This is a genomic window from Cytobacillus luteolus (assembly GCF_017873715.1).
Classification (GTDB): Bacteria; Bacillota; Bacilli; order Bacillales; family Bacillaceae_L; genus Bacillus_BV; species Bacillus_BV luteola.
In genome coordinates this window covers 288,835-306,625 of the sequence record NZ_JAGGKM010000005.1, presented here as the reverse complement: position 1 = coordinate 306,625, position 17,791 = coordinate 288,835, and the positions used below count along the sequence as shown (strand labels likewise).

Here is a 17,791-nt window from a genome sequence, read left to right as displayed (position 1 = left end):
TGTACTACTCTCCCTACCTTTATTTTACCCTATATTAATGGTGGTAAAACATGGTGGGTGTGACAGAATTGTTAATAAATAGAAGGCTATAAGATGTCGAATTTAAATTGATTTAAAAATTCAGAAAAATATTGTCGAATATAGTAGAAATTTGTTAAAATTAGAATAGATTGGTTTGAACGTAAAAATAACCGCAAGATACAGATACTACGTAGATAAGGAGACTCCTCATGAAAACAAAAAGTATGCAGGTTTCGTTTGAACTAGTTGGCGAAACACTCTCAGATGACATCTATTCTGACCATGGGATCCTATTGTTAAAAAAAGGAACAGTCTTAAACGAGACCCACATTTTACAACTTAAAAACTATCAAAACCGAGCATTCATAAATGTTGAGGAAGATAACAGTTCTGAGCCGAGCCCATTACAAAGTTTTCAGGAATTATATAGTGAAAACCTAAAGAAGATGAAAGCAATCTTTAATGATCATCACCCAGATCTGTTGCCACCCATGCAACAGATTTTTGAAGATTTCGTGCCTTTATTTGAAAAATCAATAGAGAACACAAAGTTTATCAATCAAATAAACGAAAGCATGAGCTTTGATGAATATACCTACCGGCACTGCTTAAATGTAGGAATAACAGCAGCCATTATCGGTAAACTATTAGGTCTTCGAAAAAAAGAATTAACCAAACTAGGCCAAATGGGATTATTACATGATATCGGTAAAATGACCGTTCCCCCAGACTTATTAAATAAGCCTGATAAACTATCAAAGGCTGAATGGGCACAAGTATCTCAACACACCACTAAGGGATTTGAAATGCTTAAAAAAGCAACAAATGTTGACCTTAATGTGATTGTCGCTGCTTTACTACATCATGAACGATTAGATGGATCTGGTTACCCGAACGGATTGAAGCAAAAGGATATTCCATTCCTTGTACAAATCGTCTCAGTTGCAGATACCTTTGATGCGATATGTTCTGAAAGGAGTTACCAGCCGAAGAAGAGTGTATTTGCAGCCATTAATGAACTGATGAAGGAAGCGAATAGCAATAAGCTAAACCCTGCGATTGTCGTTCCGTTTGTAAGGTATTTGATGAGGCAATACATTCGTGAAGAAGTAAAATTAAGTAATGGAGAAATTGCTGAAATTGTGTTTATTCATGAAAATGAGCCACATCAACCACTGGTGAGGATCAGTGAGGAGTATATGGACTTGCGAAAGGCTAGTAAGTTGGAGATTGTGGACCATGGCAACAAAGTAGAAGTTATTGGAGCTCCCTAACGCCTGAGGGAGCTTTTATTTATTCTCGGGATTGAAAGGAAAATTAAAAAATGACACCCTCATGTAATTGAAAGTGTCATTTGTATAGCTATTTTACCTTTACAACTGCTTTACCAACAATATCATGGTCCCCTAGAGAAGCTCTAAATTCCAAAGTAACTTCCCCCGATACTAAGTCAAAATCCTCACGTTTAAACTTAAACTGTCCTAACTCAGCCTGTTCTTGCAAACCTTCAGTACCCGATTTAGCAGAAACACCATTTAAGGTTACACTGTTTAAATCTATATCTTTCATAGTAAGAACATCTGGCAGATAAACTTTTACGGTAAAAAGTCCATTATTATCTTTTAATATACCTGGAGTTACTTCGATACTCACTGGGATTTGGACAATAACCTTTTTCTCATAAGTTGATTTCCATCCAGCGTGATCTTCAGCTTCAATTTTAACCAAATATTCACCTGGTTGGTCAAATTTAAAACTTCCACCATTCTCTATCACCTGACCGTTAACCGTCAGTTCTGCAGAAGAGATACCAGATACTTTATCATCAGCATGATAAGTAAGAACAACCTCTGCACCTAATGAATAAACATCTTGTAAGTCTATAGAAAGTTCAGGTTGTGTTTTATCAATTTTAACCTCTTGGGTTTGTATTTTTTCTATATTCCCCACATTATCAACTGAATAGAAATATACGTTATTGATCCCCTCTTCAGTTAGTGTAAAGACTGAACCTTCTCTAAAAGCCCCTTTATTAATTGAGTAATATGTATTTGCTACACCGCTTTCATTATCTGTTGCAAACAACTCTATGACTGTATCCTGCGTTAGCCAATTTTCATTTGCAGTACTTCTAGTAACTGGAGCTTCAGTATCTTTGTTGGATACATTTGTTACAATTTTTGAAGGACCAGATTCTCCTAAACTACTACTATAAGAGTGAACAGTATAGCTATACTCCCCTGCAGGCATATTCGAAAATAAAGCTGCTATACCTGTAGTTGTTCTTACTAAAACAGCTTGTCCATCAATAATTTGATAGATTTTATAGCCTGTAGCGTATAGAACTGGAGACCAACGTAGCACAATGTCGTTCTCATTTTCAATACTTAACGTAACGTTACTAGGCGGCTGGAGAGTGTTCATCGTTTCTGCAACTGTTTTGCTAGCAGGCATTAAAGATGCTTGAGATACTATGACGAGCATTACTACAAAAGTCCACATTCGAAAAGCTTGTTTATTCATTACATAGTCCCACCTTTAATTTAATTTTTCCAAATAAAAAAACCTTATCAAGGTTCATAGACTAGGACTATGACTCCTTGTGGCAACCGGCTGCCATCTACGTATATCATTATCGTAGGTCAGGCCCATGGCTTTGCGTCTCAAAGTTTCCCGTGATTTGCCTTTTTTCACTCAGAATATTCTAAAAACTATAAGATTATCATATGTCGAAATGTGGTTGTAGGGAATAGTGCATACAGACCAAATCGTATTGGGGCTATTGAACTAAAAATACGTTATTTCTGTTACACTTACTAGAAAATAAAAAGGCTCCCTATGTCGGGAGCCATTAATTATTGACTAGTATATTTAGATAAGGATTTCTGAATGGAAAGTTTCCAGGCCTGATACGCAGGAAAGATAGATTGAGTAATCAATTGTTGTTTTAGTGTGTGATTATCATAAGCGCCTTCGAGCTTCTCAACCTCTTTAATCACTCCGCTGAATTGATCTAAGTGTTGAAGTATCATCAATTCCCCTGAGAAAAGCGCCACCAGATTTTCATTCGTACTCGCAATTTGAGAAAAAGCAGAGAAAATATCAGCAAGTACTTGATCTCCTTGAGTACGTTCATAGTTTTCAAAGCCTTCTACTACATACTCAAATGCTTCTTCTACAGTATCCAGTAAAGCGATATAACGTTCCAACATATCATATTGAAAAACACTAAGTTGTATCATACATTCACCTATTTTCGTTTATCAAAAAACATCCCGTCTGAGGAAACAGACTCATAAGGATTCGTGTACTTATTCGTTGATGTTTTTGTCTTTTTTAGTTGGTTGAGATCTAGTTGGATTTCTTGTTTAAGTTGGGCTAGTTTTTCATCGATAACTTTGTTTAGTTTAACTACCTCTGCCCCTAGTTGCTTTTCTCCATCTGTATAAGGAGGATTTACCTTCTCTATGATGTTTTGTCTAGTTTTTAGTAATTCTTCAATGTTAGGTATCAATGAATCCCGTTCTTCACTAGTAAACGGCTTTTGCAAAAGGTCATAAAGTTCCTTTGTTACTAGATAGAGAGCCTTCACTGCACTCACTAGGCTTGGCCACCTTGTGAATGTTGCTGTTGACGGTTGAGTTGAACTACTTGTTTCCAAGTGTCTCGGAACTCAGTAACATAGCCTTCTACTTCTGATAGAATCTCTAAATCATTCTTTATATTAACTTCCATTAATTGACGGTTAATATAGTCGTACATGGACATTAAGTTTTTAGATACTTCTAATTCCATATTCAATGTAACCATTAACTCACGAATGATGTTCTGTGCCTTTTGAAGGTTTGTATTTTTAAGCTCGATATTTTTCTCTTCAATGCCTTTTCTTGCTAACTTCATAAATTTCAAACAGCCATTGTAAAGCATTAATGTAAGCTCACCAGGTGACGCTGTTGTCACCGAGTTTGTTTGATAGGATGCATATGGATTAGTTGTAGCCATGGTTGAATCACTCCTTTTCTTACATTCCTAGGCTAAATTGCTGCATTAAATACATGGATTGCTGATTTGATTTCTGAATTGCTTTCTCCATTGCCGAAAACTGCTTCCAGTAACGATCTTCAACTTGGACAAGCCTGTCTTCGAATCTATTGATTTGTCTATCTACATTGATTAAGTTTCTTCCAATTCCGAATTGCTGATTAGTACGGAGGTTGTTCCCAGCTCTATTTTCAATTTTTTTTATTGTAGAATCAATTGTTTCTTGTAATCTTCTAGCAATACCTTTAGTTTCATTTGTATTTCCATTTAAGCCAAATAACTGCCATACTGCCTCTGGATTTTCTCTTAGTTTATTACGTAATTCGGTTTCATTTACAGACAACTTTCCAGCATCGCGGTAATTAGAGCTAGAAGAAATCCCTAAATCACTCAACTGTTTATACCCATCAATTGCTCCAGAATGCGGTGTATAAATATTGACTCTCATTTGGTTTAAACCACTTGATATAATAGTGTCACTACGAAGTAATCCACTTTTTGCACGTTCTTCCCAGAGTTCAACTTGCTTTTCAGTCATCGCTTCTTTTTCTTCTTCAGTTAAAGGCTGATAACTTCTAAATTTTTCTTCAGAGATTTTACCATTTAGGTTTTCAATAACCTCATTGTATTTTTTTACAAACTGCATAATGCTATCGAATGCTTTATCAGTGTTAGAAGATATTGTAATTGTTTCTTCAGTGTTAGTTGCTTCTGAAAAATTGAAAGTGATATTGTTGATAGTATATTGATTTGTTGGTGGCTCAACTGTTAATACTCCATTATAAGTGAACTTAGCATTTGTACCACCCGTTTCTGTTGATACCCATGTCCCTGTAGAATTATCTCCAGCTTTCATTTGTAACGTATTAGCTAAAAACGACGCTGTTGTACCATTGTAACCAATCTCTGCCCCTAAAAATTCAGTTGTTTGATTAAAGTTCCCGGTCTTAGTACGTTCCATAACTACTTTATCTGCAGTAGCATCATAGAAGGCTCTTACACCCAATGATGAATCATTAATTTGTTTTAATACATCATTTAAAGAAACTTGTGTGGGATCAAAAACAAATGGAGCTGGTTGGTTTTTTGTTCCATTCTCATTATAACTTACTAATGAAAACTCAATCATACCATCTGCATTCAAATCGAAACCACTATTAAACTTTCCTTCTTGAGTGGATAGTTTTGCATTAGGATCAACTTTTGCAGCCGGGTTATTCGATATTGATGATTGACTTACACGAACCGCAGCCGTTGCTAAACGCTCTACTTTAACGTTATAAGTACCTTCTGAAGCTGATGCATTTGCTGTTGCAGATACGCTTGTAGAAGAGCTAGTTGTTGTTTTTGAAAAATAAGTTCCTTGAAGTCTCATATCAAATGACATATTTCTCAATTCAGTTAATAACTTATTTACGTTTCGGTATTCATCACGTTGCCACTCTAATGTTTGCTTTTTTCTAGTAAGTTTTTCAAGCGGCATTCGTTCTGCTTTCATTAAATCCCTTATTAGGGTGTCAGTATCCATACCACTTGCTAATCCACCAATTCTCACCTAGATGCACCACCTTTAAATCTTTTTGTCTACCATTAATCCAACAAATTCCGTCATTGCTGCATATACATCTAATAATTTCTTAGATGGAATCTCTCGAACTACTTCTTGCGTTTTATTATCAACTATAGAAACATAGTATTCCTGTAGCTTCTCATGGAGCTGAAACTTTAAAGATGTTTGTGTAGGCTGCAAGAAATCATTCATACTATCTATGATATCCTGTACACTTTCTTTAGATATTTTTTGTTTATCATCTGTTTCCTTTTTTGATATTTCTTTTACTGCTTCAAGATCAATAACCTCTATTGGTTTAGTTTGATATCTAACCAAATCTATGTTGTTGTTCACTGTTGAGTTAGAAGAGATACGCTCAATGGACATAGTATTATCCTCCTAGACTAACTTCCTTTAATAGTTATATCGGAAATATATAAAATTTCTTAAGCTTGAGGTAAATTTATTTGTATGAATTTCATACATAATTAATTTTTATAATTGAACAACAAAAAAGATGGTTCCATAGAATTAACCATCTTTTTGAAGACTTAACGTATAATTTTGAGAACAACTTGAGGTGCCTTTAGGCAAAATTATTAATGCACTTATGTTATAAATAATTCAATTGCCTACATCCCTTCACCCTTAAGCGTTAAATAGAAAAAAGAGGGAGGGGAAAAGCCCCTGTGCCTCTTTTAATAATTATTAACGTAATAACTGAAGTACACCTTGTGGTTGTTGGTTAGCTTGAGCTAACATTGCTTGAGCTGCTTGAGAAAGGATTCCATTTTTAGTAGATTCCATCATCTCTTTAGCCATGTCTACGTCACGTACACGAGACTCAGCAGCAGTTAAGTTTTCAGAAGATGTGCTTAAGTTGTTGATTGTGTGCTCTAAACGGTTTTGTACAGAACCTAAGCTAGAACGTTGTGCAGATACTTTTTGGATAGCACCGTCGATAACTTTGATAGCTGTGCTTGCTTGACCTGCAGAACCAACTTTAATGTCTTTAACACCAAGAGCTGAAGTACCCATGTCTTTAATCGCTAAGTTAATAGTCTGTCCAGTGTTAGCACCGATTTGGAATGTCGCAGAACCATCAGAGTTTGTATCTGTAGCTTGAGTTGTCTCACCAAAGCTAGAAAGTGCACTTGAAGCTCCACTTCTTACATTTCCATCAGCATCTTTAACAGTAACTGTTAACCCATGGATTGCACCTGTATGACCTGTACCAGTTGCAGTAACAGAGATATTCCCATCAGCAACAGCTGCCGCTCCAAAATCTCCTGCTGAAACGATATCAGCAATAGTGTCATCACCAGCTAATGTTACTGTTTTTGTTTCTCCGTTTTTAACATAAGATACAGTGACAGTGTCAGTAGCTTGAATCCCTAAGCTATTTCCGTCTTTATCTCCTAATGTAGTAAGGACTGCTGTATCGGCTGCAATAGCTGTTCCACCAGCTGCACCAGCAATTTTAAGTGATGAGTTAGTATTAACATTAGCTCCTGCAGTTGTTGATCTATCCATAGAACCATCTAAAAGATTTTTCGTATTGAACTGTGTAGTCTCAGCAATACGGTCAATCTCTTTACCTAATTGGTCCATTTCGTCTTGGATGTTTTTGCGGTCTTCAGCTGTGTTTGTGTCGTTTGCTGCTTGAGTAGCTAACTCACGTTGACGTTGAAGAATTGAATGTGTTTCGTTTAAAGCTCCCTCAGCAGTTTGAATCATTGAGATTCCATCTTGTGAGTTACGAGTAGCTTGATCTAAACCACGGATTTGTCCACGCATTTTTTCAGAGATTGCTAGACCTGCAGCATCATCTCCTGCTTTGTTGATACGAAGACCTGAAGATAACTTCTCCATTGACTTAGCTTGTGCATTAGTTGCACTATTTAACTTGTTGTAAGTGTTTAATGCTGAAATGTTGGCATTAATTCTCATTTTAATTTTCCTCCTTGAATTTTTGCTAGTTCCACATCCTTGTGGTAGCAATTATAGTTGTTTTTAGATAGTAGAAGAAAAAGCGGCCGTCTTTTCTTACTACTAACCTTACAATACTAATATCGACATATTTCCACATTGTTTAATAGTTTTTATAAATTTCTATTAAAAAAAAAAAAAACACTCTTTATTTTGAGTGTTTTAATTGTGTATTTAGCTTCTTTAGCAAATCTAATGATCCTGAAGTAGCTGTGTTATTTTCTTCTTGAATAGCAAGATATACTTCTTTACGATGAATATCAATATGTCTTGGTGCTTTTATGCCAAGTTTTATTTGCTCACCATCAATCGATAGAATTGTTAATTCTATCTCATCACCAATCCTAATCGACTCATTAAGCTTTCTCGTTAGCACTAGCATTTATTTTACCTCCTGACCTATTGAGGGTTTAGGATTAAATAATAAATGCCTTGTTTTGAAGCTTGGGTCATTAAGGACGACTTGCTTCCCAAGCTGATCTTTCATATTAATAATAATAGGAGCCTGCAAATTTGCTGTTGATTCTTCAAAGGATTCTTTTACAGTTAGTATAACTAACACAGCTACATCTTGTTCAGAACGGATATTTAAATTATTTACTACTGCATCAGGTATTTCAAAATCATAATCTTTAAAAAATGTAAACGGGTTTGTTGTTACAAATGCTAGTTGTGATGTCTCTACCGATTGCAAAATGTGTAAGGGACTGTCTTCTTCAGCAAGTGGAACAATAACAAATCTTTTTTCTTCTAAAAACCCTGGTATTCCACCCTCAAATTGTATAATCTCACTCTCATTTATTTCAATTTCCCCATGATACTTTGATTGTATTTTCATTTTATCACTACCTTATTACACTTAGATTTTCTGTTCATAGTTTATCCCAATGAACCTTAAGTTATCAAAATCGATCACAAGCGAATTCTGTTGTTCTAAGTAAATATTTGTTTTTCCCGGGGTATAGCCTGTTTTGGCTTTATTAATTCCTGGCTCAATAATAGGTTTATTAACAGTAACATCTATGTTTACTTCACTAGGTAAATAATTTATCTTAACGCTCCCATGTGATGGAACCCACCCAATATTAAAATCATATATAGGGTTCTTACTATTCACTTCTGCTTGTTCTGCTATCGGATGGCCACCGTTTTCAACTTTCATTATTTGGTCACCCTCCTGAGCTCTTCTAGCAATTCCATCTAGCAAAGCTTGGTATCCTTCATTAGAAAATTCTTCGATTCGTCGAGCAATACTTTTTAAATCCACGTCGGCTCTTGCCTGTGTTTGGTCGATTGTTAATTTTCCAGGAAGTGTTCTTATTTTCAAATCAGCTTTAAGTTGTTTGATTGATAGATCAGCTGGTGTTTGTTGAATATCCTGTACCGGCTTTGAGGTTCTCATTCCAATTTTAGCATATTTGCTTTCTAATCGAATCTGCGGTAGTTGCAATTAAATCACTCCCTAGTAAAAAAGCTATCTTTAAGATAGCTTAACGTAAAAAGTCTAATAAAGATGGCTGGATAATTCGTGCGCCAACACCTAAGGCCGCGCGGTGTACAGATTCCTGAATTTTTAAATCTGTTATTACCTTCTCAATATCTGCATCTTCATTATCTGAAAGTATTCTTGAAGCAATAATAGTTTGTACATCAATACGAGATTCAACTAATTCTAACCGATTGTAACGTGCACCAAGCTCTGAGCGTTCTGCTGATAAACTTTCCTGATGTCCACTTAGTTGATTTAGAAGGTCATCCATATTAGAAATATCATTCGTTTCTAATCCTTCTTTAATTTGTTGTAAAGTGTTGAATAGATCTTGAGAAAACACGTTACTAGGGTTAATATTCGCTTTTAATTTTACTCCTTTTGATACTTCAACCTCAAAGGGTTGAGTATTTTGAGTAACTATTAAAGTGTTATCTCCTGACACGGGTGCTTCATTTATGTTTATTCCATTAAAGATATATTTTCCTGCAACCTGCGTATTTGCAACAGTTTTCACGTCCTGCATTAGCTGTTCAATCTCTCTAGCAATTGCCTGGCGGTCTTCAGGGCTGTTAGTACCATTTTTCCCTTGAAGAGTGAGTTCATTCACACGATGAAGCACCGAATTTGCATGGTCTAAACTCGAGTCTGAATTTTCCATCCAAGCATACACTTCCGATAGGTTACGTTTGTATTGCTCAATCTCAGTTAGATTGGTTCGATAGTGCATCCCTTTCATCGCAACAACTGGGTCATCAGATGGTCGGTTAATTTTTTTTCCAGTTGCAAGTTGGTCTTGGTAGACACCCATGCGTTCATAACTTTTACTAAGATGACGAAGTGAGTTATTGGCTAACATATTTTGAGTAATTCGCATTATTTATCTACCTACCTTCCTACAACACCCATACCGTTAATAATTTTATCAAGCATTTCATCAGTAACCGTAATCATACGAGCAGAGGCGTTATATGCATGCTGGAATTTAATCATATTTGTCATCTCTTCATCTAGTGAAACACCACTTACCGATTGGCGGCGGTTTTCTACTGATTCACGTAAAACTACGCTATTGTTCGTAATACGTCTTGCTTCCTGAGAAAGTACGGCCATTTCGCCTATCATACCTTCATAGTAGTTTTGTAAATTGGTAGAGTTACCACCTAACGTTAAGTTTTTGTTTTTAACCTCCGCTAGAGCGATTGCATTGCTTCCATCACCTAGGAATGCCTTGTTACCCGTTTGAGGAGCAGAGGCCGCTGCAATATTATCTAGTGAATTCTTAATATCTGTGCTTAAAATAAGTGCTGATGCTGCCCCTTTTTTATTGGTATCAGTTGGTGATGCAACGTTAGAATCATATGCAAAGAAATTACTTCCTGTATGTGTTTGCGGATCCGAATTAATGCTAGTGATATTCCAGCCATCACTATGAACTCTATTAAACTCTTTCGAAAATTCAAAGGCCATTTCGTCAAGATCACGTAGCATATCAGGATATAAGCCTTTTTCCTGGCCATTATCCATATAACCATATGAATGGATTAGACTAGTTAAGCTTCCAGCTTTACTATCTAACGGAACGGTTGTTCCTCCGACAGTAACACTGTCAACCAGGCCATTGCTATTATAATTTACCTGTAACTCATTAATATCTGCAGCTGCAGGATCTACTAGAGTAGCAATTGAATTACCAGCAGCATCTACTATATCAACTTTAAATTTACCTTCAGCAATATTTAAGGAATTTCCACCGCTTGCCTCTGGAGTAACCTTAATATTAACAAGCTTTGATAAACTATCTAGCAATCTATCACGTTCATCGTACAAATCATTAGGTAAGTAACCATGCGGTTCAATATCACCTATTTGTTTGTTAATGGTGTGTATTTGCCTTGCAATGGAGTTTACCTCCGTTCCAACAGCAGTTATCTCATTCTTTAAATCTTTTTGAATACCAGTTAACGAACTTGATAGATAATTAAAAGTTTCAGCTACTGCAATCCCACGTTGGCGAACAACTGAACGTGCTCCAGCATTTGACGGGTTGACCGCTAAGTCTTGAAGCGACTGCCAAAAACGGTCTAGTGTTACTGATAATCCAGCCTCAGATGGCTCATTCATGATTTCTTCCATTTTCTGAAGAGCGTTCGAACGTGACTCGTAGTAACCCACTTTATTATTTTCATTACGATATTGAACGTCTAAAAAGCTTTCACGAATACGTTGTACAGTGCCTGCTTCTACCCCTGTTCCCATTTGACCTGGAATTTGTGGTCGATTCATTGCAGCTGTAGGGTAAGGGGAAGTCTGCACGAAATTAACACGTTGGCGTGTATATCCAGGTGTGTTCGCATTTGCAATGTTATGTCCAGTTGTGTGTAATGCTCCTTGCTGTGTAAACATACCTCGGCGGGCAGTTTCTAAACCATGAAAGGTTGAACGCATTTCTTTTTCCTCCTACCTTACGCTTTTGAATCGAACATCGAGCGGTTACTGTGTTCGTCTTTTTGTTTTTTTTCGGGGTGACCATAGTTTGTTGTTGTTATTTCCGGCCTCAACATATCTAGTGTCACATTCACAAACTGTAGTGACTGATGTGTTAGTTGCTGGTTTAAAGCATTTACTTGCTTAAGTTCATCAAGGATATATACTAGTTTTTGCTGGATATCAATTAACCTTTGTTTGAAAGGTTCTTTTGAGATTTCAATCACTTTTGTTAGTGTATACTCTTCGTCTCTGAGTCTATAATTTTCTAAAAGATGTTGAACTTGCATTATCCGCTCATTTTCGATTTGTTTTATAGCAAGTACGTATTTCTGTTCTTCTTTCATTTGTTGGTTGAGGGCATCAATGTCGCCATTTTTTAGTATGTCTGATTTTTGTTTGGCAATCGTTAATAAGTGCTCATGCAAAACAGCTAGCTTTTGTAATGTTTTTACTAATTGTTCAGTCGACATTCTTCCCCCTCCTCAATGAACATAATGAAATCAGTAATTAGTAATTACTGATTTCTTATTTTGTATAAAAATCATATACGCTTTTTGCGATGGCATTTGCATCAATTTTGTAGTTTCCACTTTGTACTTGTTTAGTTAATGCATCTACTCTCTCTTGTCTAGCTACCGTTACAGGTGAAGTTTCTTGCAGTTGTTTAGCTTCTGAAGAGATCTCTACTTTATCTGCTTTAGAAGCCTTACTTTCAACAGCCGCCATTTTGTTCATTTGTTTTTTATATGGATTAATTCCCGTTGGACCAAGATTGTTAATTTTCATGACGTTTTCCTCACTTTCATAACCGCATCAATTCTTTCTACTCTTAGTATCGGCTATGAATTAAAAAAGTTTACATTTCACGCTAAAAATTAGCTGAAGTATGTTGTTTTATTACGATCCTTAATTTCGCGTTGTCTTACTTGCTCTTTTTCTAGCTCAGAAAGTTGAGAACGTATATCCGAAGAACAATGCCCACATAATTTACCTTCTCTAATTAGCGTTCCACACTTCTGACATGGATACCCTAAATTAGGAAAGTTCGCTAGTTTTAAACGTCCTGTTCTTATAAATTTTAAAATCAACTCTTCCTCAACCTCAGTCGCTTCTACTACCTGTAACATTGTTGCTGTGCGGTTTTCACGTTTGCGAATAAATTGATATACCGTTTCAAATTGTTTTTCTTCTTCTTTATAACATGCTTCACATACATCACGAAGATTTGTTTTTACAAATAAAGCATTACAGTTTGGACAATTTGTTAGTGCCATTTTTCCGGTTCCCCCTAAAAATATCTCTGTAAGTATTATATCGGTTAATTGAGTGATATATAAAGAAGAAATTTGTTGGGAATTGTCGATTGGTAAAAGTTTAACCTCTAGCTAATGTAAGGGAGGATACAGATAGAGCTCCTGCTTCTTTCAATATTTCTGCAGCATGACGGAGTGTTGTGCCAGTTGTATATATATCATCGATTAAAACAATCTCTGCCCCTTTTAACTTAATTGATTCTTTTAAGTGGAATATGTTAGTTGTTCGGAGTCTTTCGCTTCGGGACTTTTTTGATTGTTTTTCAAGGTGGATTCGAGTTAGGGGTTCGCTAATGGGTAGGTGAAGTAATTCAGCAAGCACTTTCGCCTGGTTAAAACCTCGTTCATATAATCGTTCATTACTGAGTGGAATCGGGACTATGATAGATTTTTTATCGAAGTGTTTAGTGAAGGTTCTTTTAAAGTCTTGCTTAAAGATTTGTGAGATTGCGTGGTCACCACGAAATTTGAATAGGGAAAGGGTTTCTTTTAAAAAGGGATTATAGGTGTAGACGGATCTGTTTTTAATAAGGATATCCTGCCATCGATTGTCCTTTTGCCACTTCATACAATCAAGGCATGTATTTTCTTGGCGGTATTCGGGAGCTAGATTAGAAAAAGGACGGTCACAAATTGAGCAGGTTTCACCTTTGATTTTTTCTAGTTTACTGGAGCATTGTTCACATAGTGAAGAAGAATTAGACAGAGATAGTAGCTTCCCCCAGGTATTAGTACAGATCAGGGGACCATTACATATAAGGCAGCTAAGCATTAACACCCTCCTTAGTATAGTTATCACATTGCGGCTGTTCTGAAACTTTTCTAGTTGCTTCTCCAATTTTCACTAATATATTCGCATGCATCTGTTTGTCAAAATACTGCGCCTTCACATACGCATATCCATTTGCTTTTGACACATAACGTGGGGGAATTAGGTTTAATGCTAGCGCGAAGACATCGTTTTTGCATTGTTCGCATTTACATGGCATATTGATCAATTGCCAATTATCATTTAAAACCTCTGCTACTAATGGTTCCATCGCATTTTTCACCAACATCATCACTCTACCACCTTAAAGTAAATATGATTACATTATGCCACAGAATAACAGAAAGTGGAAATGCTAATTTAGTAGATTTTGCTCAACTGCTTCTTTGTTCATATTTTGTATCTGACGTTTTGCAGCTAGCATTGCTTTTGTTTTTCCATAATGATAAAAAATGATGTCTCCTGTAGGATACTTTGCACTACGTCCTACCCTTCCTGAAATTTGAACAAGTGCGCTTTCTGTGAAAATTTGATCTTCGGAACCTAATACTGCAACATCAATATTAGGGACAGTTACTCCTCTTTCTAAAATGGTTGTTGTGACTAGGATTGGGATTTCTCCTTTTCTAAAGGAAGTGACTTTCTCCTTTCTAAATGGATCTTCAGCATGGACCCCTTCTATTCTATTATTGAGCTTTTTTAAAATAATGACGATTTGTTCTAGTAAATCAATTCTCGGTACAAATAGAAAACCTTGTTTGTTGATGGATAGATGAAAATTAATCCATCCTAACAAAGTTGGAGGTAGCTTGTCCTTTTTCAAGTGTTTCCGCCAATTTCCACACCACTTGAATTGTGGAACTGGCAGAGGATGACGGTGATATCTTGCAGGTATGGTTACTGTTGGTCGGGTTCCTTTTTTTAACTCACGCTGCCATTGTTGATTCGGTGTTGCTGTGAGATTAATAGTAGTCGAGTTTTTCTTTTTCGCTTGCTCTACTGCATACTGAAGCATCGGTTCGACTGAGTAAGGAAATGCATCCACTTCATCAATAATGATTACGTCAAAAGCCTGATAATATCGGAGCAGCTGGTGGGTGGTTGTGATCGTTATTGGGGCTGTTTTTGTGCGGTCTTCGCTGCCTCCGTAAAGGGCGATAACATCAATGGTATTGAATGAATCCTTTATTCGGGGAGCAAGTTCAATAACAACGTCTGTCCTTGGAGTTGCTATACATACGTTCTTTTTAGAATAAAGAGCTGTTTCGATTCCCTTAAAAAGCACTTCTGTTTTCCCTGCACCACATACAGCCCAAACAAGTAGATTCGAGTTGTTCTGAATTGCTTCTACAACTTTATCTGAAGCTGTTTGCTGGCCTTGAGAAAGAGTACCTGACCAGGTGAGGATTTGGTCGGGAGGAGGGAATGATGATTCTGGACCAGTCCATGAGATTAAAGGTGTACATTCACTAATTCTGCCCATCGTTATACACTTTCGACAATAGTTACAATGGGTGTGACAACGTGCGCAATCAAAGGAAGCAAACAGGGCTGGGTCTTCGTTACCGCACCTTGTACAATTAAGTATTTTATTTTGGTTTAGAATCCCTTTTCTAAAGGAAATATACCCATTTAAGTAATGTTCATAAAGTTGTGAGAGAGAGAATGGTAGTTCGTCTAAGAGTAGTTGTTTTCCTTGGAGGTGTGTTTGAAGTTCATTAGTGAATGGATAATGTAGGTTTAGCTCTGGAGTTAGTATTTGTGGAATTTTGCTAATTTTAACGGGGTCCTGCGTGGTAGTGATTAGTAGTTCTGGGGTAAGTAATCCATTAGTTTCAACAAATCTCATTTTGTTCTCCTTTATATTTTTAAAAATAACGCCTTGCCTAAAGAAATGACAAGGCGTCAGATATTTTATCGTTTATACCAACCTAGTCCAATTGCACCTTCTCCAAGGTGCGTACCAATAACTGGACCAAAGTAGCTGATTAAAAATTCTACATTCGGGTATTTTTGAGCAAGTTCTGTTTTAAGCTCCTCTGCTTCTTCCGGACGATTTGCATGGATAAGCACTGCGCGCATTGGTTCATTTGAGCTTGCCACTTCATCAAACAATTCAAACAAACGTTTTAATGCTTTTTTACGGGTACGAATTTTTTCAAAAGGAACGATCACTTTATCTTGGAAGTGAAGGATTGGTTTCACTTGTAATAAACTACCTACAAATGCTTGTGCACCACTTAAGCGTCCACCACGTTGAAGATTCGTTAAATCATCGACCATAAAATAGGCTTTCATTGTCGTTTTCATTTCTTCAAGGCGTGCCATGATTTCTTCAGCCGTTTTGCCTTCTTGAGCTAACTCAGCCCCCTCTAATGCATAGAAACCCTGAACCATACAGCTAATCTCAGAGTCAAATGTAAACACTTTTACATTCTCAACCATTTCACCAGCTGAAACAGCTCCTTGATATGTACCACTAATTCCGCTTGATAGGTGGATACTAATTACAGCATCATGGTCATGTCCTAACTTTTCAAAAAGCTCAACAAATTCACCAACAGGTGGCTGTGAGGTTGTTGGTAATTCACTCTTTGCTTTTATTTCCTCGAAGAATTGATCTGCTGTGATATCAATCTCTTCACGGTACGATTCGACTCCAAAATTTACACTTAGGGGGATCATATGTATATTGTATTTTTCACGCAATTCATTTGGGATGTAAGCTGTACTATCGGTAACTATTGCCGTTTTCATAGTAGTAACCTTCCTCACTTTTTTTATTTCCGAATTAACTACCTTACATTTTATATGATAGAAATGGAAAAAGCATTAATTTTTAAAAGGAAAAACTCTTGTTATGATAGTTTTACACTACTTCTATAGTAAAAAATATTAAGTGTTACTTAGAGTTTTTACTTAAGCGGCAAATCTAACAAAAAATGCACCAACCTGGGTGCAAATATTACTACTATATCCCTTCCATTATCAACCTCTTCAAAGCTATCGTATCAACAGAGGTTTTACCTTGTTCGACTTTCCCTAATGCAAATCCAATCATAAAGATTTTTTGCTGAAAAGGTGCAAGTTGTTGGCCGTAATTTTCTTCAAAATGCTGTAATGATAGCTGGGATTGTTGTACTAACTCTTGAATGTTATAATTCCTATCCATTTGCCACCTCCTAGTTTCCTTAAGTTTAATTCGACAAATTGTAGCTTTGACCTTCAAAATAATTCCAATATCAACAAAGTTTTTACCGACATATATTGACATTGATGTCGAATAGTGACGAATTATTCAGCAATTGCCCTGTACTTTGTCGGTTACTTTTGGGGTTAGTCCTAATTCGACAAATGCCACGGTGTTGTCGAATTACTCTTCCACAAAATCACAATAGCTTCTTCTCTGTTCATTTATTGTTCCGTTGAATGTATCGAGCAAATGGGCGATAGGAATAAAGGTCGGTGGATATACATTACCTGACTTATAGAAGGAATAGCTACTCCAAGGATAATCTACGAGGTCTTTGACAAGGTGGGCTCTAAGAGGATTCAAATGGATATACTTACTAACTTTTAAGAGACTCTCATAAGTATAAATGGCACTGGAAAAATAATTATGGTCAAAGACTCTTCCTGAATAACCATATTTATTATTAAAATAACTTGCATATCTTTTGTTTAAGCAATGCATAAACTCGGCTAAGGAATGGGATTTGATTCGTATCAGGAGATGATAGTGGTTATTCATGAGACAGTAAGAAGGTAATTCATAGGAGAATTGATCATAGGTTTGATTGAGTATGTATAAAAAGGCTGAAAAATCTGAGTGATTAATAAAAATTGCCTCTCTCCTTACACCTCGTGAAACAACATGGTAGAACAACTCGTTATAAAATTTCTTTCTCTTCCTAGACAATGTACTATACTTCCTTTCTTCTAATGTGTGCAAAGAAATTCTCACATAAATAATGTAAACAAGCAATGATTTAGGTCACTACTTAGTAAGATAAGGTATTTCTACAAGTACATCGCATTTGTCGATTAGAGCCACACTCAAACCCTTTCGACAAGTACGTGGCATTTGTCGATTTCACCCTTTACACCATCCCCTTAGACAAGTACAT

Annotated in this window: 22 protein-coding genes and 1 riboswitch; of the genes, 1 reads left to right on the top strand and 21 read right to left on the bottom strand. The window is 36.3% G+C overall.

Annotated features, from left to right (window positions below; translation table 11 throughout):
- Positions 1 to 230: 230 nt before the first annotated feature.
- On the top strand, positions 231 to 1,295 hold the full coding sequence (locus tag J2Z26_RS15965) for an HD-GYP domain-containing protein (RefSeq protein WP_193534520.1): 1,065 nt from the start codon (positions 231 to 233) through the stop codon (positions 1,293 to 1,295).
- Positions 1,296 to 1,383: 88 nt separating this feature from the next.
- On the opposite strand, the gene J2Z26_RS15960 is transcribed toward J2Z26_RS15965, so the two are convergent.
- From J2Z26_RS15960 to J2Z26_RS22500, 21 genes are all read right to left on the bottom strand, one after another.
- On the bottom strand, positions 1,384 to 2,544 hold the full coding sequence (locus J2Z26_RS15960; RefSeq protein WP_193534521.1) for a fibronectin type III domain-containing protein: 1,161 nt from the start codon (positions 2,542 to 2,544) through the stop codon (positions 1,384 to 1,386).
- Between the two features lie 78 nt (positions 2,545 to 2,622).
- Positions 2,623 to 2,716: riboswitch (cyclic di-GMP riboswitch) on the bottom strand.
- A 160-nt stretch (positions 2,717 to 2,876) separates the two neighbouring features.
- Entirely contained in the window at positions 2,877 to 3,263 is a 387-nt protein-coding gene (locus J2Z26_RS15955) for a DUF8042 domain-containing protein (RefSeq protein ID WP_193534522.1), read from the bottom strand.
- 8 nt (positions 3,264 to 3,271) lie between these two features.
- Positions 3,272 to 3,622 carry a flagellar protein FliT gene (gene fliT, locus J2Z26_RS15950; RefSeq protein ID WP_193534523.1) on the bottom strand — a complete coding sequence of 117 codons (351 nt, stop codon included), beginning with the start codon at positions 3,620 to 3,622 and terminating at the stop codon, positions 3,272 to 3,274.
- Positions 3,622 to 4,023 carry a flagellar export chaperone FliS gene (fliS, locus tag J2Z26_RS15945; protein ID WP_193534524.1) on the bottom strand — a complete coding sequence of 134 codons (402 nt, stop codon included), beginning with the start codon at positions 4,021 to 4,023 and terminating at the stop codon, positions 3,622 to 3,624. Before fliS ends, fliT begins: the two co-directional genes overlap by 1 nt.
- Before the next feature lie 19 nt (positions 4,024 to 4,042).
- Complete coding sequence (locus tag J2Z26_RS15940; RefSeq protein ID WP_319638014.1) at positions 4,043 to 5,617, bottom strand: flagellar hook-associated protein 2; 1,575 nt, start codon at positions 5,615 to 5,617, stop codon at positions 4,043 to 4,045.
- Positions 5,618 to 5,632: 15 nt separating this feature from the next.
- Positions 5,633 to 6,001, bottom strand: a complete 369-nt coding sequence (gene flaG / locus J2Z26_RS15935) for a flagellar protein FlaG (RefSeq protein ID WP_193534525.1) — start codon at positions 5,999 to 6,001, stop codon at positions 5,633 to 5,635.
- A gap of 321 nt (positions 6,002 to 6,322) precedes the next feature.
- Complete coding sequence (locus tag J2Z26_RS15930) at positions 6,323 to 7,564, bottom strand: flagellin N-terminal helical domain-containing protein (RefSeq protein ID WP_193534526.1); 1,242 nt, start codon at positions 7,562 to 7,564, stop codon at positions 6,323 to 6,325.
- A gap of 187 nt (positions 7,565 to 7,751) precedes the next feature.
- Entirely contained in the window at positions 7,752 to 7,985 is a 234-nt protein-coding gene (gene csrA / locus J2Z26_RS15925; protein WP_193534527.1) for a carbon storage regulator CsrA, read from the bottom strand.
- Positions 7,986 to 8,441 (bottom strand): flagellar assembly protein FliW, encoded by a 456-nt coding sequence (gene fliW / locus J2Z26_RS15920; RefSeq protein ID WP_193534528.1) that lies wholly within the window; start codon positions 8,439 to 8,441, stop codon positions 7,986 to 7,988.
- A 21-nt stretch (positions 8,442 to 8,462) separates the two neighbouring features.
- On the bottom strand, positions 8,463 to 9,053 hold the full coding sequence (locus tag J2Z26_RS15915) for a DUF6470 family protein (protein ID WP_193534529.1): 591 nt from the start codon (positions 9,051 to 9,053) through the stop codon (positions 8,463 to 8,465).
- A gap of 40 nt (positions 9,054 to 9,093) precedes the next feature.
- A complete protein-coding gene (gene flgL / locus J2Z26_RS15910; protein ID WP_193534530.1) occupies positions 9,094 to 9,969 on the bottom strand; it encodes a flagellar hook-associated protein FlgL in 876 nt (291 codons plus the stop codon).
- An 11-nt stretch (positions 9,970 to 9,980) separates the two neighbouring features.
- The gene (gene flgK / locus J2Z26_RS15905; protein ID WP_193534531.1) at positions 9,981 to 11,540 is read right to left on the bottom strand and encodes a flagellar hook-associated protein FlgK; all 1,560 of its coding nucleotides are present in this window, start codon (positions 11,538 to 11,540) and stop codon (positions 9,981 to 9,983) included.
- A gap of 17 nt (positions 11,541 to 11,557) precedes the next feature.
- Positions 11,558 to 12,052: a flagellar protein FlgN gene (locus J2Z26_RS15900; RefSeq protein WP_193534532.1), complete on the bottom strand. Its 495-nt coding sequence runs from the start codon at positions 12,050 to 12,052 to the stop codon at positions 11,558 to 11,560.
- A gap of 55 nt (positions 12,053 to 12,107) precedes the next feature.
- Positions 12,108 to 12,368: a flagellar biosynthesis anti-sigma factor FlgM gene (gene flgM, locus J2Z26_RS15895; protein WP_193534533.1), complete on the bottom strand. Its 261-nt coding sequence runs from the start codon at positions 12,366 to 12,368 to the stop codon at positions 12,108 to 12,110.
- A gap of 89 nt (positions 12,369 to 12,457) precedes the next feature.
- The gene (locus tag J2Z26_RS15890) at positions 12,458 to 12,856 is read right to left on the bottom strand and encodes a TIGR03826 family flagellar region protein (protein ID WP_193534534.1); all 399 of its coding nucleotides are present in this window, start codon (positions 12,854 to 12,856) and stop codon (positions 12,458 to 12,460) included.
- 100 nt (positions 12,857 to 12,956) lie between these two features.
- On the bottom strand, positions 12,957 to 13,667 hold the full coding sequence (locus tag J2Z26_RS15885; protein WP_193534535.1) for a ComF family protein: 711 nt from the start codon (positions 13,665 to 13,667) through the stop codon (positions 12,957 to 12,959).
- Positions 13,660 to 13,956, bottom strand: coding sequence for a late competence development ComFB family protein (locus tag J2Z26_RS15880; RefSeq protein ID WP_193534536.1), 297 nt, complete (start codon positions 13,954 to 13,956; stop codon positions 13,660 to 13,662). The genes J2Z26_RS15885 and J2Z26_RS15880 overlap by 8 nt, the downstream gene beginning before the upstream one ends.
- A gap of 63 nt (positions 13,957 to 14,019) precedes the next feature.
- A complete protein-coding gene (locus J2Z26_RS15875) occupies positions 14,020 to 15,513 on the bottom strand; it encodes an ATP-dependent helicase ComFA (protein WP_193534537.1) in 1,494 nt (497 codons plus the stop codon).
- Positions 15,514 to 15,578: 65 nt separating this feature from the next.
- On the bottom strand, positions 15,579 to 16,421 hold the full coding sequence (locus J2Z26_RS15870; RefSeq protein ID WP_193534538.1) for a DegV family protein: 843 nt from the start codon (positions 16,419 to 16,421) through the stop codon (positions 15,579 to 15,581).
- A 214-nt stretch (positions 16,422 to 16,635) separates the two neighbouring features.
- On the bottom strand, positions 16,636 to 16,836 hold the full coding sequence (locus J2Z26_RS15865) for a hypothetical protein (RefSeq protein WP_193534539.1): 201 nt from the start codon (positions 16,834 to 16,836) through the stop codon (positions 16,636 to 16,638).
- A 201-nt stretch (positions 16,837 to 17,037) separates the two neighbouring features.
- The gene (locus J2Z26_RS22500) at positions 17,038 to 17,628 is read right to left on the bottom strand and encodes a transposase (RefSeq protein WP_406565542.1); all 591 of its coding nucleotides are present in this window, start codon (positions 17,626 to 17,628) and stop codon (positions 17,038 to 17,040) included.
- Positions 17,629 to 17,791 lie beyond the last annotated feature (163 nt).

Excerpts from the sequence above, each read along its gene's own strand:
- J2Z26_RS15965 (WP_193534520.1), top strand. The coding sequence starts at position 231 with ATGAAAACAAAAAGTATGCAGGTTTCGTTTGAACTAGTTGGCGAAACA.
- J2Z26_RS15960 (WP_193534521.1), bottom strand. The coding sequence starts at position 2,544 with ATGAATAAACAAGCTTTTCGAATGTGGACTTTTGTAGTAATGCTCGTC.
- J2Z26_RS15955 (WP_193534522.1), bottom strand. The coding sequence starts at position 3,263 with ATGATACAACTTAGTGTTTTTCAATATGATATGTTGGAACGTTATATC.
- fliS (WP_193534524.1), bottom strand. The coding sequence starts at position 4,023 with ATGGCTACAACTAATCCATATGCATCCTATCAAACAAACTCGGTGACA.
- flaG (WP_193534525.1), bottom strand. The coding sequence starts at position 6,001 with ATGTCCATTGAGCGTATCTCTTCTAACTCAACAGTGAACAACAACATA.
- J2Z26_RS15930 (WP_193534526.1), bottom strand. The coding sequence starts at position 7,564 with ATGAGAATTAATGCCAACATTTCAGCATTAAACACTTACAACAAGTTA.
- csrA (WP_193534527.1), bottom strand. The coding sequence starts at position 7,985 with ATGCTAGTGCTAACGAGAAAGCTTAATGAGTCGATTAGGATTGGTGAT.
- fliW (WP_193534528.1), bottom strand. The coding sequence starts at position 8,441 with ATGAAAATACAATCAAAGTATCATGGGGAAATTGAAATAAATGAGAGT.
- flgL (WP_193534530.1), bottom strand. The coding sequence starts at position 9,969 with ATGCGAATTACTCAAAATATGTTAGCCAATAACTCACTTCGTCATCTT.
- flgK (WP_193534531.1), bottom strand. The coding sequence starts at position 11,540 with ATGCGTTCAACCTTTCATGGTTTAGAAACTGCCCGCCGAGGTATGTTT.
- J2Z26_RS15900 (WP_193534532.1), bottom strand. The coding sequence starts at position 12,052 with ATGTCGACTGAACAATTAGTAAAAACATTACAAAAGCTAGCTGTTTTG.
- flgM (WP_193534533.1), bottom strand. The coding sequence starts at position 12,368 with ATGAAAATTAACAATCTTGGTCCAACGGGAATTAATCCATATAAAAAA.
- J2Z26_RS15890 (WP_193534534.1), bottom strand. The coding sequence starts at position 12,856 with ATGGCACTAACAAATTGTCCAAACTGTAATGCTTTATTTGTAAAAACA.
- J2Z26_RS15885 (WP_193534535.1), bottom strand. The coding sequence starts at position 13,667 with ATGCTTAGCTGCCTTATATGTAATGGTCCCCTGATCTGTACTAATACC.
- J2Z26_RS15880 (WP_193534536.1), bottom strand. The coding sequence starts at position 13,956 with ATGATGTTGGTGAAAAATGCGATGGAACCATTAGTAGCAGAGGTTTTA.
- J2Z26_RS15875 (WP_193534537.1), bottom strand. The coding sequence starts at position 15,513 with ATGAGATTTGTTGAAACTAATGGATTACTTACCCCAGAACTACTAATC.
- J2Z26_RS15870 (WP_193534538.1), bottom strand. The coding sequence starts at position 16,421 with ATGAAAACGGCAATAGTTACCGATAGTACAGCTTACATCCCAAATGAA.
- J2Z26_RS15865 (WP_193534539.1), bottom strand. The coding sequence starts at position 16,836 with ATGGATAGGAATTATAACATTCAAGAGTTAGTACAACAATCCCAGCTA.